The 12,881-nt window shown below is 64.1% G+C and carries 11 protein-coding genes; 9 read left to right on the forward strand and 2 right to left on the reverse strand.

The genetic code is table 11. The features are described 5' to 3' along the window. Positions 1-115 precede the first annotated feature (115 nt). From ACODTW_RS22075 to ACODTW_RS22110, 8 genes are all read left to right on the forward strand, one after another. A complete protein-coding gene (locus ACODTW_RS22075) occupies positions 116-2,215 on the forward strand; it encodes a glycosyltransferase family 9 protein (RefSeq protein ID WP_488948250.1) in 2,100 nt (699 codons plus the stop codon). 35 nt (positions 2,216-2,250) lie between these two features. Beyond that, positions 2,251-2,655, forward strand: coding sequence for a hypothetical protein (locus ACODTW_RS22080; protein ID WP_488948251.1), 405 nt, complete (start codon positions 2,251-2,253; stop codon positions 2,653-2,655). Between the two features lie 38 nt (positions 2,656-2,693). Next, a complete protein-coding gene (locus ACODTW_RS22085; protein ID WP_488948252.1) occupies positions 2,694-4,385 on the forward strand; it encodes a glycosyltransferase family 4 protein in 1,692 nt (563 codons plus the stop codon). A gap of 4 nt (positions 4,386-4,389) precedes the next feature. After that, positions 4,390-5,607, forward strand: a complete 1,218-nt coding sequence (locus tag ACODTW_RS22090) for a glycosyltransferase family 4 protein (RefSeq protein ID WP_488948253.1) — start codon at positions 4,390-4,392, stop codon at positions 5,605-5,607. 114 nt (positions 5,608-5,721) lie between these two features. Continuing rightward, positions 5,722-6,285 carry a hypothetical protein gene (locus ACODTW_RS22095; RefSeq protein WP_488948254.1) on the forward strand — a complete coding sequence of 188 codons (564 nt, stop codon included), beginning with the start codon at positions 5,722-5,724 and terminating at the stop codon, positions 6,283-6,285. 184 nt (positions 6,286-6,469) lie between these two features. After that, positions 6,470-8,242 (forward strand): type I secretion system permease/ATPase, encoded by a 1,773-nt coding sequence (locus ACODTW_RS22100; protein WP_488948255.1) that lies wholly within the window; start codon positions 6,470-6,472, stop codon positions 8,240-8,242. 39 nt (positions 8,243-8,281) lie between these two features. Continuing rightward, positions 8,282-9,637, forward strand: a complete 1,356-nt coding sequence (locus tag ACODTW_RS22105) for an HlyD family type I secretion periplasmic adaptor subunit (protein WP_488948256.1) — start codon at positions 8,282-8,284, stop codon at positions 9,635-9,637. Positions 9,638-9,679: 42 nt separating this feature from the next. Continuing rightward, complete coding sequence (locus ACODTW_RS22110; protein ID WP_488948257.1) at positions 9,680-10,126, forward strand: hypothetical protein; 447 nt, start codon at positions 9,680-9,682, stop codon at positions 10,124-10,126. A 193-nt stretch (positions 10,127-10,319) separates the two neighbouring features. Here ACODTW_RS22110 and ACODTW_RS22115 read toward each other — a convergent pair whose 3' ends face one another. Further along, complete coding sequence (locus tag ACODTW_RS22115) at positions 10,320-11,336, reverse strand: hypothetical protein (RefSeq protein ID WP_488948258.1); 1,017 nt, start codon at positions 11,334-11,336, stop codon at positions 10,320-10,322. Between the two features lie 92 nt (positions 11,337-11,428). Next, positions 11,429-12,370, reverse strand: coding sequence for a 3-keto-disaccharide hydrolase (locus ACODTW_RS22120; RefSeq protein WP_488948259.1), 942 nt, complete (start codon positions 12,368-12,370; stop codon positions 11,429-11,431). A gap of 178 nt (positions 12,371-12,548) precedes the next feature. On the opposite strand from ACODTW_RS22120, the gene ACODTW_RS22125 reads away from it, so the two are divergent. Beyond that, a complete protein-coding gene (locus ACODTW_RS22125; RefSeq protein WP_488948260.1) occupies positions 12,549-12,872 on the forward strand; it encodes a hypothetical protein in 324 nt (107 codons plus the stop codon). Positions 12,873-12,881: the final 9 nt, after the last annotated feature.

Below are 12,881 nucleotides of genomic sequence, written 5' to 3' on the forward strand. Positions count from 1 at the left end.
GCTGATATCAGTGGTAAGTATCTCCGCCGCCCCCTCACCGGGGCGGCGGATTTTTTTTAAGGGTAGACATGAAAATGGCGCAGAAGCCCCTGGCGCCATTCGGGGAAACGTTTAGATGCACGCTTTTCTTCCCACCGAAGATTTCACGCTGACCACCAATCGCTTTTCCCGCCACTATCTGGGGGGCCTTCCAAAGGATCAGGTGCAGGTTGAGCGTCTGATTGTCGATATCGGCGGTGAAAGCGACATCCTGCGCAAGGCGATGGAAGAGGATTACCGCAAGCGGCATCCGGTCGAGGTGGTGGTGGATGCGGGCGAAGGTGCGGAGCAAAGCGCCCCCGGGTCATCCGGAGCGGCCCCCCTTCCCGATGACGCGCCTAAGGTCAATGCCGTGGCCGAAGGCATGCTGCTGAACTGGTCGGGGCTGCCCATGCGCCTGGGCCGGTTGTCCTCCCGTTATGTGGCCGAAGGCGGGATGCACCTGCATGCGCCGGAAGGCGAAGTTCTGTCAGGGCAGCTGGCCGCGCTGAAGGCGCGCAACCCGGCCAAGCGGCATTTCCGGCTGGCCGTGGTCAATGCCTTCGGTACCAATCTGGGCGACTGTATCCTGGGCATGACGGCCTTCCGGTACATCGCCAAATATCTCCAGCAGCATCTGCCCAGCTTCACCATCGATCTGCTGCTGGGCGCCAATTCCGGCCTGACCAATTTCGACATTGCCGGGCATGAAAGCTGGGTGGGCGAACAGCTGCTGCTGGGCCCGACCTTGCAGGAATTCGCCCGCTATGATGCCTATTTCGACATTACGGGCCTGATCTCCCTGCCGCGCATTACCGAAATGCCCATCGGCGACTGGTACCTGTGGTGGAACGGGCTGGACCCGGCCACGGTGCCCGCGCATGAGAAGCGCAATGTGCTGTACCACCCCTGGCCGGTCTGGACAGAGGTGACCAAGCTGCTGTCCGGCATCAAGGGCACGAAGATCTTCTTCAATCCCAAGGCCAGCGTGCCGTTGCGCACCTTCGCCGAGGAACATCAGGCCAAGTTCCTGAAGACCCTACTGAAGCTGGCGCCAGATGTGACCGTGATCGTCGATCGCGAGATCAACCTGAACCATCCGCGCCTGGTCAATCTGTCGAAGGAGCTGAATTCAGCCACGAAATTCGGTGCGCTGGTGGCCCAGATGGATGGCGTCATCACGGTCGACAGCTTCGCCATCCATGCCGCCGATTGCGCCAGCGTTCCCACGGTCGGGCTGTTTGCGTCGATCGATCCCTATTCCTATCCGTTCTATATCCATCACAAGGGCATGCTGATCCCCGGCGGTGAGAACCTTCCCGCCTATAAGCGGTTCAAGACCAATACCGACGAGGAGTGGGCGGAGATCAAGGGTGTCTATACCGATGCCTGGGCGCAGCTTGATCCCAAGGTGGTCTGGGAACAGCTGCAGGCGCTGATGGCGGCGCGGGCGTCCAAGCCCGCACACCCGGGCACGCGGATGGTCAATGGCCCGCACACGCCTAAGCGTTATGTGATGACGCCCGCAGGCCGCACCCTGCCGCACGAGACCACGCCGGAATTCTGGTCGCGGGCGCAGAACCGCATGCTGGAGATCGCCCGGTCCCTGGTCAAGCCGCGCGGCCAGGCGGTGATGTGCTGCCCCGGGCAGAGCCACCTGCCGGTCAGCATCGCCGGCCTGCTGGGCCGCGAGGGCATCCTGCATGTGATCGAGCCGCGCCCCGAACGCCAGCAGCTGATCGCCATGGACATTCTGGACAAGTCCACCGGCACCAGCGTGGAGTGGTATCAGCGCATGCCGGCCAAGGCGGGGAATTACAGCGTCCCGCGGGAAGAGCCGCTGAACGAGACCAATCCCGCGGTCTGGCCCGGCAGCCGTGTGCGACGCCCCTGTACGCCGCTCAGCATCGACAGCCTTGAGCTGAAATATCTCAACTGCCTGATCCTGTCGTCACCAACCCCGTTCCGGGTGGCGTTGGACTCGGCGCTGGTGACGCTGGAGCGGACGCGCGCGGGCATCCTGTGCGGACCCGTCGGCACGCTGGCCGAGGTCCGCGAGATCGGCACCCTGCTAACGCCCTTGAAATATCAGTGCTGGCTGGAGCAGCTGGAGCCGGGTAAATCGGAAGCGTCGCTGCTGCTGATCCTGCCGGACACGATCAAGGTTCAGGGGCTGAAGCGCGTCGACCTGCAGTGATTTTCCACACCGGATCCCATTCAAGGAGCCTACCCATGTCCAACAGCTGGACGGATATTCCGCAACTGCCCGTCGCCTGGGGCGAGGTCTTCGACAAATGGACCATCCTGGTGATCAAGGAGGCGCGTATCGGCGATCCGGAGAAGATGCGCAACGTGCAGCGCGAGCGGATCGAGATCGAGAAGGTGGTCGGTGACCGCGCCCGTTTTCCGGCCGGGCTGGATGCGCTGGTCGATGCGCTGCACGACATCAACTCCCAGCTCTGGGACATCGAGGACGGCAAGCGCCGCTGCGAACGGGAAAAGACCTTCGGTGAGGAATTCATCCAGCTGGCCCGTCACGTCTATATGAAGAATGACGAACGCGCCCGCATCAAGAAGGACATCAATCTGCTGCTGGGCAGCGCCATCGTCGAGGAAAAGTCCTACAAGCCCTATTGAGGCTTGCAGGACCCGTGATGCAGCCGGGGAGCTGGGGTTTGACGCGCAACGCCGCCATTTACTTCCATCCGGAAGGGTTCGACACCAGCAGTCCCAAGCTGATGGGGCGGCACGCGGCGGGCGAGGGATTCCTGAAAGGCTGGGTCCGGCATGCGGACGTTGACCGTCTGCATTGCTATGCCAGCCATCGCGAGCATGGGGAAAGCTTTGCCCGCATGGTCGCCGGCCATGGCTGGACCGGGCCCGTCGTCTGGCACCCCTGGGCGCGGCCCGGCGATCTGGCCCGCGTCGGCAATCTGTTCCTGCCTGGTCCCAATCTGGGGGATCAGGCCTGGATCCGCCGCCGTCGCGGCCAGACAGGCGGCTATTCCCTGGTCGGGATTACCCACACCACCGCGTCGGCCGGCGCCTTGGACAATATCGGCGACCTGCTGACGGCACCGGTGGATGAGGGCGATGCCCTGATCTGCACATCCGAAGCGGTACGGACCATGGTGGTCCGCACGCTGGAGGATCAGGGCCTTTATCTGGCCGAGCGCCTGGGCCTGCCCGCCAAGCAGCCCATCCGGCTGCCGCAACTGCCCATAATTCCCCTGGGTGTGGACTGTGACCGGTTCGTTGCGGTTCCGGAACAGCGCCGGTCCTGGCGCAGCCGTCTGGGCATCGCCGCACAGGATGTGGTGGTGCTGTTCGTGGGCCGCCTCAGTTTCCATGCCAAGGCGCATCCCATCGCCATGTACAAGGCGCTGCAGGCAGCGCTGCCCGCCCTGCCGGCCGGGGCGCGGCTGCATCTGGTGGAAGCCGGCTGGTACGGCAATGACGCCATCCGCAACGCCTATGTCGCCGCCACGGCGGAACATTGCCCTGATATCGTCTGGCACGCGCTGGACGGGCGGCAGGCGGATGTCCGTGACGGCATCTGGCACGCGGCCGACATCTTCTGTTCCCTGTCCGACAATATCCAGGAAACCTTCGGGCTGACGCCGCTGGAGGCCATGGCCGCCGGCCTGCCCTGCGTGGTGTCCGACTGGAACGGCTACAAGGAAACGGTGCGGCACGGCATCGACGGGATGCGGATACCCACCTGGATGGTGACGGAGGGGCTGGGCCAGGATTTCAGCGACCGCCACGCCATCGGCCTGGATACCTATGACCAGTATTGCGGCAGTTCCTGCCAGTTCGTGGCCGTCGATATCGAGGCCACGACCCAGGCATTCCGCAGCCTGATCGCCGATGCCGACCTGCGCCGCCGGATGGGGGAGGCGGGCCGGGCCCATTGCCGCGAACGCTATGACTGGAAAGTGGTCATCGCCGCCTATCAGGATCTGTTCGCCGAGCTGGCGGGCCGCCGCGCGGCGTTGGGGGAGACGGGCCGCGGCCGGCCCGGATCATGGCCGTTGCGCCCCGATCCCTTCCGGTCGTTCAGCCATTACCCGACGCATCTGATCGGACCCGAAACGATCCTGTCTTCCGTCGACAAGGTGGATGCCGCGGCGCTGGACCTGATCCTGGCTTCGGGCATGGTCACCTATGCACAGCCGGTCCTGAACCCGCGCGCGGAACTGCTGTGGATCCTGGAGCAGGTTGGCGCCGCCGGGTCGATGACGGTGTCCCGGCTGTTGCCCCTGGTTGACCCGGCGCGTCTGGGCCACCACATGCGGGCCCTGGCCTTCCTGGCAAAGTATGGTCTGATCCGGCTCTCCGGCGATCATCTGCCCACAGGATCATGACGAGATGAATGTCCTTTTCGTTCACCAGAATTTCCCTGGTCAGTTCAAACATCTGGCCGCGGCCATGGCGGCTGCCGGCCATTATGTCGTGGGCCTGTGCATCACCGGCCAGCCGGTTACCGGTGTGAATTGCATCACCTACAAGCCGACACGCGGCACGACGGCCAATATTCATCCCTGGGCGGTCGACACCGAGACCAAGATCATCCGCGGCGAGGCCTGCGCCGATGCGGCCGAACGGCTGAAGAAGCAGGGATTCGTCCCCGATGTCATCGTCGGCCACCCCGGCTGGGGCGAGATGATGTTCCTGCGCGACATCTGGCCGGCGGCGCCGCAGCTGCATTTCCTGGAATTCTTCTACAATCCCACCGACACGGATGTGGGCTTCGATCCGGAATTCGCCGTATCGCAATGGCGCACCACGGCGCGGGTCCGGGCCAAGAATGGTTGCGGCCTGATCAACCTGATCGGCATGGATGCGGCCTACAGCCCCACCCACTGGCAGAAATCCAGCTATCCGCAGCAGTTTCAGTCCCTGATCGATGTCATCCATGACGGGATCGACACCGATGCCCTGACGCCGGGCAGCCAGGTGGAGGCGCGTCTGGCCGGCACCGACACGGTGCTGAAGCCGGGGATGGAGATCGTCACCTTCGTCAACCGCAACCTGGAACCCTATCGCGGCTATCACAGCTTCATGCGGGCCCTGCCGCGGCTGCAGGCGCTGCGCCCCGACGCCCATTTCCTGATCGTCGGGGGCGATGGCGTTTCCTATGGTGCGCCGGCGCCGGAAGGCAAGTCCTGGAAGGATATCTACCTGACCGAACAGGGCGACCGCATCGACCGGTCGCGCGTGACCTTCCTGGGCAATGTCAGCTATCCGAACTTTGTCAATCTGCTGCGACTCAGCGCGGTGCATGTCTATCTGACCTACCCGTTCGTGCTGAGCTGGTCGATGCTGGAGGCCATGAGCTGCGGCGCCCTGGTGGTGGGCAGCCGCACGCCCCCCGTGGAAGAGGTGATCGAGCATGGGCGCAACGGCCTGCTGGTCGATTTCTTCGATTATGATGCCATTGCCGACATGGTGGCGGAGGGGCTGGCGCATCCCGACCGTTATCAGGGGATACGCCAGGCGGCGCGCCAGACCATCATCGACCATTATGATCTGCGCCGCCATTGCCTGCCCCGGCAGATGCAGCTGATCGAAGGGCTGCGGCGGTGACCCGGCCCCGCCGGAATAGAGGTTGCCAGACCGACCGCCGCCTCCGTACCCTGGGGTTCGGGTCGTTCAACTGGGTTCATCCGGTGGAAAGGCCGTCCAGGTTCCAGGTGGCACATGCAGCATATCACCGCGACGGCCATTGATATCCGCTTCGTGCCGGAAGAGGATCGGCTGCTGCTGACCTTGCGGTCGGAGGAAGCGGCCATCGATCTGTTTCTGACACGGCGGCTGACGCGCCTGATGCTGGCCGGCATCGTGGAGCTGCTGATGCGCAGCAATCGCGACCTGACGCGCACCCCTGTCGATTTCCGCAATGACGTGCTGCTGTTCGAACATATGGCGGCGGCCAGTTCCTGGGACCGTCAGCGCTCGCCCGACGATACGGCCGACGGCGCCGGCCCCGCCCGGCCGGACGCCGATGCGCCGCCCCGGCCGAAGGCCACGGATCGGCTGCTGGTGACCAAGCTGGACATGAACATCCGCGATGGCGGAATCGGCTTCCTGTTCCATGAAGGTGATGCGCTGAAGGCCGAAATCACCTTCCCCCGCGACAAGGTGCATCAGTTCCTGTCGGTCCTTCTGGAGCGGACGGTGGAGGCACAATGGGACCTGCAGGAGCTGTATTGGTTGCACAAACGCACGCACATTATTATTCCCGAAGGGGTACAGTTGAGTTGATCGGGTTCCGATGGGGAGGGGTTGCAACCATATCAAGATGCACCCTGCACGATGCTCCCCTGTGACTTCAGCGACTCACTGATGTTGATCCACACTATGTCCCGGCGTTACAATGCGGCCGCGTTGGGCTTTAGTGGCCCCGCGCTGGTGAAGGCGCCCTCGATTTGTCAGGCAGGCGATCCCTATGAAAATTCCTGTACCCAACCGCTCCGCCGGCGCCGTGTCGCCCCTGCGCCAGGCGTTGCAGCAAAGTGCGCGCGCCTTTGCCTTCGTCGGGGTGTTCAGTTTCTTCGTCAATCTGCTGACATTGGCGTCGCCGATCTACATGCTGCAGGTCTATGACCGGGTGCTGACGGCGCGCAGCGAGGCGACGCTGCTGTATCTCAGCCTGGTCATCGGCGGGATGATGGTCGTGTCCGCGGCGCTGGAGGTGATCCGGTCGCGTGTGCTGGTCCGCGTCAGCGGCAAGCTGGAACAGAAGCTGGGCGGTCGTGTCTTCGACAGCATCTTCGCCCTGAACCTGCGCAGCCCTGCCGCCAACCGCAGTCAGGCGCTGCGCGACCTGGACAATCTGCGCCAGTTCATCACCTCGCAGGGGCCGTTCGCCTTCTTCGATGCGCCCTGGGCGCCGGTCTTCATCGGCATCGTCTTCGTGCTGCACCCGCTGCTGGGCGTTCTGGCCCTGGGCGGTGCTGCCGTGCTGTTCGCACTGGCCTTTGCCCAGGAAGCGGCCACGAAGAAGCCCCTGTCGGAAGCCAATGGTCATGCGCTGCGGGCCAGTGCCTTTGCCGAGGCCAGCCTGAAGAACAGTGAAGTCCTGGCCGCCATGGGCATGCTGCCCGGCATCCGCAAGCGCTGGCGCGCCAGCCAGGACCGGGCCCTGATGCTGCAGGCGCTGGCGTCGGACAATGCCGGCGCCATCCAGGCCGCCACCAAATTCGTCCGCGTCGCCTTGCAGTCGGCCATCCTGGGTCTTGGCGCCTATCTGGCGCTGGAGGGTGAATTGTCGCCCGGCTCGATGATCGCCAGCTCGATCATCATGGGCCGCGGTCTGGCCCCGGTGGAGCAGGCCATCGGTTCCTGGCGCCAGTTCGTCAGCGCCCGTGGCGCCTATGCCCGCCTGAACGAGCTGCTGCGCAGCTTCGGGGGGCATCAGGAAACCATGTCGCTGCCGGCCCCGGAAGGGCGGCTGGCCGTGGAACGCGTGGTGGCCGTGCCGCCCGGCGGCACCAACCCGACGGTGAAGGGGGTCAGTTTCGCCCTGGAACCCGGCGAGGCGCTGGCCCTGGTCGGTCCCAGTGCTGCCGGCAAGTCGACCCTGGCCCGGCTGCTGGTCGGTGTCTGGGCGCCGCACAGCGGGTCCGTGCGTCTGGACGGCGCCGATGTGTTCGCCTGGGATCACGAGGATCTGGGGCCGCATATCGGCTACCTGCCGCAGGATGTGGAAATTTTCGACGGGTCCATCAAGGACAATATCGCGCGCTTCGGCGATGTCGATCCCGTCAAGGTCGTGGAAGCCGCCCAGCTGGCCGGCGTGCATGAAATGATCCTGCGCCTGCCGCAGGGCTATGACACGGTCATCGGGCCGGGCGGCATCGCCCTGTCGGGTGGTCAGCGCCAGCGTCTGGGCCTGGCCCGCGCCGTCTATGGCAACCCGCGCTTCCTGGTGCTGGACGAACCCAATTCCAATCTCGACAGCGAAGGCGAGGCGGCGTTGGTCCAGGGGCTGGCCAAGCTGAAGGAGCGCAAGGCCACGGTCATCCTCATTTCCCACCGCCCGTCGATCATGAACCATGTCGACAAGATCCTGGTCCTGCGCGACGGTCTGGTGGAGATGTTCGGGCCCAAGCAGGACGTGCTGGCCCGCCTGACCCGTCCGGTTGCCCAGCCGCAGCAGGTTGCCGCGGCAGGTCAACCGGCCCAGATCGCCCCCACGGCGGGCGGCAAGGGCGCCTGATCCCCGGTTGCTGGTTGTACCAAGCAGAAAGTCTTCAAAATGCTCCAACTTCTGACCGGCAAAAAAGCAGGCGGCGTTCCGGCGGTTCCGGCCGAGGGCGGCGCCATCATCATCCCGACGGATGAGATGCCCGTGGTCCGTTCCGGCCTGGCGCTGATCGCCGTCGCCTTCGGCGGCATCCTGCTCTGGTCCTTGCTGGCCCCCATCGCCAAGGGCGTCGTCGCCCCCGGCACCATCGTGGTCGACAGCAACCGCAAGACCATCGCCAACCTGGAAGGCGGCATCGTCGCCGAAATCCTGGTGCGTGACGGTGACCATGTGAAGGCCGGCGACGTGCTGCTGCGCCTGGACGAGGTGACGTCGCAGGCCCAGCGCGATGTGCTTTTCGGCCAGTTCCTGACGGCCAAGGCCATGGAGGCCCGGTTCATCGCGGAACGCGACGGCGCCAAGACCATCAGCTTCCCGGTGGAATTGCAGGGCACCAGCGAGAATGGCCGCTTTGCGGCCATCCGCGCGTCCGAAGAGGAGGTGTTCAAGGCCCGGCGGGACGCCCTGGCCGGCCAGCTTTCCATCTATGAACAGCGCATCAAGCAGCTGGACGAGCAGATGAAGGGGCTGGAGGCGCAGGTCAACGCCAATACCCAGCAGATCGACCTGATCGACAATGAGCTGGAAGGTCTTCAGCAGCTGTTCGAGAAGGGCTATGCCTCCAAGACCCGTCTGCTGCAATTGCAGCGGGAGCGGGCGGAGCTGGACGGTAATCGCGGCAACTACATGTCGGAGATTTCCAAGTCCAAGCAGGCGGTGGGCGAAGCCCGGCTGCAGATCCTGCAGATCCGCAAGAATTTTGAAGAGGATGTGGCCAAGGGGCTGCAGGAAGCCAAGGCCCGCATCTTCGACCTGCAGGACCGTCTGACCAGCGCCAATGACCAGCTGGCCCGGCGCGAGGTGAAGTCTCCGTCGGACGGCTTCATCGTCGGTTCCCGCGTGCATACCGTGGGGGGCATCGTGCGCGCCGGCGACCCGCTGCTGGAACTGGTGCCCGACAAGGACGAACTGATCATCGAGGCGCAGGTATCGCCCATCGATATCGATGTCGTGCAGGTCGGTATGCAGTCGGAAATCCGGTTCTCCGCCCTGTCGCAGCGGCATGTCCCGACCCTGGTGGGGACGGTCCTGGGCGTATCGGCCGATGCCGCGGTCGATCAGCGCGGGGCACGCTACTACGTGGCCCGGGTGCGGGTCGATGAGAAGGAGCTGGTGAAGCTGGACGGGCAGAAGCTGGTACCCGGCATGCCGGCTGAAGTGTTGATGAAGGCGGGCGAGCATTCCATCATCGCCTATCTGATGATGCCGCTGGCGGATGGCTTCTTCCGCGCCTTCAAGGAGATGTAAGTCCTGGTTCCCCTGACACCGACGACGGCAAGCCCGTCCGGCATGATCTGGCGTTTGCAGGCGGCCCCGCGCGACCTTGCGCGGGGCCTTGTCGCCTGTGGCCTGTCACCGAACTGCCTGATCGTGCCCGATGCGACCTGGACGGAGCTGGTGCCCGACGCCGCCTATGTCGAATGCCCGACCTTCTTTCTGGAAGACAAGGGGGGCTTCGTGGCGCTGCTGTCCTTCTTCGTCACCAATGCGCTGAAATTCCGCATCTATGCCCGCGCCGGCATCGGCGAGGCGGAAGGGCTGCTGATGGCCTATCCGCGTCTGGACGATGCCACGCTGCTGATGCTGCGCCGCTTCGACCGGCGATCGGCTGAGCAGATGCAGCTGCTCTGGCGACGGCTGGAGGAATTCCTGGGCCGGATCGCCGATGGCTCGCTGCTGGACGAGCCGGATGATTTCGACGGGCCGGCCGGGCCGATCGTCAACCCGCGCGCCTGATGCCAATGCCGGAAAGTTCCGACCTGTGGTCGGCACTTTCCGGCCCCTCAAACGCCGGGCGGCCCGCATCCGCGGGCCTTGGCTTCGCGGGCACGAGCCCGCGCGGCCGCCGTCGCGGCCGATACCAGGGCCAGAAGTCAGAACTTTCCGGCCCTGGTATGATACCATCGGTCATGAATTATGGCCCTTGGCCTTATCGATGTTCCACCGCCGGCCGGCCACCATGCCAGGCCAGCGTCAGCATCACGGCCAGCCAGGGGATGAATTCCGAGAAGATGCGGATTTCATCGATATTGCCGACCAGCAGCATGCCGCCCAGATAGGGGAGGAAGGCCCAGCCCATCCAGGCGAAGGGCTGGCGTCCCAAGGCCACCAGGGCACGCGGCGCCAGCAGCCAGAGGAAGCCGAACGCCCCCAGGCAGGCATAGACCCCGCCTTCCCAGATGCGCAGGTTCCGCCAGAGACGCAGCACCCCCGGCTCATGGTAGAAGGAAACGGCCCCGCCCTGAAAACCGTGCAGGTGCCAGACCAGGGCCTTGACCGCCACCGCGCCCACAAACAGCAGGGCGGCCCGCCCGATGATGGCGGGTGTGAGGCCCGACAGGCGCCAGAACCCATCACCCTTGCTGCCACCCCAATGGTAAAGCGCGTAGAACAGTGCCGACAGGGCCGCCGTCTCCCGATTCCAGGCCCCGATCAGCGTCACGACCAGCAGCGATTTGAAGCGATCGCTGACAATGCAATAAAGCGCCAGCGACATGACGGCCAGGGAGACGATGTCGTAGGAAAACCAGAACCGGTGCCGTGGGCTGATGATGAAGGTGTAGAAGGCCTGCCAGATGAACAGCCCATAGGCCAGCCAGGCCGCAGCACGGCTGCCCGTCAGGGTCACGGCCGTCAGCGGAATGGCGATGCTGGCGATCAGGAAGGCCAATGCCTCGATCCCCATGAACATCATGGTGACCTTGGCGGAATCGGCGGGAATTCCCGCGATCCCGGCCAGCCAGCCGACAATGTCCGCCACCATCACCCGCCCGCCGATCGGCAGCGCCACCGTGCCATTCAGCCAGTCCGCCGCCGGAATGGTCAGCATGGGTGTGGCCCGGTGCAGATAGATGAACGACCCCCAGACCAGGACGCCGATGATCAGAAGTTCCGGGGTGACACCCCGCTGCTTCAAGCCAGCCCAGGTCGTTGCGACAGCCGCCATCACGCGCCTTCCCGATAATCCGTCAGGCCGTGAAGGTGCCGCTGCCGGGCTGGGCGCGCAACAGCGAAAACCGCCCGGTCATCTTATCCCGATCAGCGGGGCGTGACGGTCGGCAACCGGTCGATCGGCTCCAGGGTGATGCGGCGGAAGAAGGTTTCCGCCCCTTCCGACTGGAACTGGATATGGCCCTGGGTCAGGGGCTGCCAGTCACCGTTCGGGTCCTGTACGCTGATCCGGTCCAGCACCATGACCGGCACGCCATTGACCACATGCACGGCCCGTTCGCCCAGCACGTAAAGGTCCAGCACATTCCATTGGCCGACGGGCTTTTCGGCGTCGCTGGCGGCTTCCACGTTCCAGGCCGGGGCCTCGACCGTCACGCGGCGTCCGCCCGGCATGAAGCGGCGCTGCGGATCGATCAGGGAACGGTCGCGGCCGGCCTGGGTCACCGGCTTCACGAAGGTGCCGACGGGTACCACCATGCCGGTTGATCCGCGCATGATCTCGAACTCCACGGCCGGCATCCAGGTGCCATAGACGGAACCGGGCGCGCCGAAGGAATGGTAGAGCAGGCCGTTATTTTCCGGCAGATCCAGGCGCGGGGCATGGCGCCTGCCGCTCCATTTGAATTCCAGGCGCAGGTGATAGTTCCCGTAAATGCCGCGATGGACGATGGAGCCCCAGGTGCGGCCGTCCACGCGCAAGGCCGGCCCGCCATCCTCCGTCACCATGCTGAACATCGGATCGCCACCGGGCCGCGTCCCGATGGGGGTTTCCGTCTTGTTCACATAGGTGATGGCAGGATCGGCATAGCCCAGCCAGATGTCCCAGTCGGTGAGGTCATGGTCGTTCAACAGGGAGAGGGCGGGGCCGGTGGGGGTGGGGATATCGGTCAGGGTCAGGGTCTGCGGCCGATAGACGGGGTCGCCGGCCAGGATCGCCGCCAGCGTCGGATCAGGGGCATCGGCGTTGGCTGTCGCAGGGAGGGTTGCCAATATCAGTAGGGCAAGGATGGCACGGACAAGGCGGCGCATGATTTTCCCTGATTTTTGATAGCGCTGTCAGCGCCACACACTATGACGCAAACACAGGTTCGATGGAAGCTGGCTGTCAACACGGAAAAGATGTTATTTGCCTATATCCATGAACGAAAAATAAGCTAAGAATTCATTGGTTATGTCACAGCTTTGCATTGAAGTCTGGAAGGGTCCAATGAATGCAGAAGCCATTATGATGCTGTTGAAACTTGTTCCCCGCACTGCGGCAGTCAGGAGGGCGAATGATGGCGTCATAGAGATCCGTAACATCAGAATGATGATACGGACGCGTTTCGGTGTCGAGTACAAGGTAAAACGTCTGTATGACGTAGCAAATGGTGTTCTGTACGGAGAAATAGACGTCAAGGAACCTGCCCGTATGGAGGAGATCGTCATAGCCCTGGATGCTATCGAGTCAGCCAGAATGGCTTTGATGCAGCCAGAATGTGGCGATTCGTTCCAACTGTACTGGAACAAGGATAAGATATATTTGGGTTGATCGGCGAGA

Source organism: Niveispirillum sp. FG148, assembly GCF_057809655.1.

Coding starts and splice junctions, on each gene's coding strand:
- ACODTW_RS22075 (WP_488948250.1), top strand. CDS start 116: ATGCACGCTTTTCTTCCCACCGAAGATTTCACGCTGACCACCAATCGC.
- ACODTW_RS22080 (WP_488948251.1), top strand. CDS start 2,251: ATGTCCAACAGCTGGACGGATATTCCGCAACTGCCCGTCGCCTGGGGC.
- ACODTW_RS22090 (WP_488948253.1), top strand. CDS start 4,390: ATGAATGTCCTTTTCGTTCACCAGAATTTCCCTGGTCAGTTCAAACAT.
- ACODTW_RS22095 (WP_488948254.1), top strand. CDS start 5,722: ATGCAGCATATCACCGCGACGGCCATTGATATCCGCTTCGTGCCGGAA.
- ACODTW_RS22100 (WP_488948255.1), top strand. CDS start 6,470: ATGAAAATTCCTGTACCCAACCGCTCCGCCGGCGCCGTGTCGCCCCTG.
- ACODTW_RS22105 (WP_488948256.1), top strand. CDS start 8,282: ATGCTCCAACTTCTGACCGGCAAAAAAGCAGGCGGCGTTCCGGCGGTT.
- ACODTW_RS22110 (WP_488948257.1), top strand. CDS start 9,680: ATGATCTGGCGTTTGCAGGCGGCCCCGCGCGACCTTGCGCGGGGCCTT.
- ACODTW_RS22115 (WP_488948258.1), bottom strand. CDS start 11,336: ATGGCGGCTGTCGCAACGACCTGGGCTGGCTTGAAGCAGCGGGGTGTC.
- ACODTW_RS22120 (WP_488948259.1), bottom strand. CDS start 12,370: ATGCGCCGCCTTGTCCGTGCCATCCTTGCCCTACTGATATTGGCAACC.
- ACODTW_RS22125 (WP_488948260.1), top strand. CDS start 12,549: ATGAATGCAGAAGCCATTATGATGCTGTTGAAACTTGTTCCCCGCACT.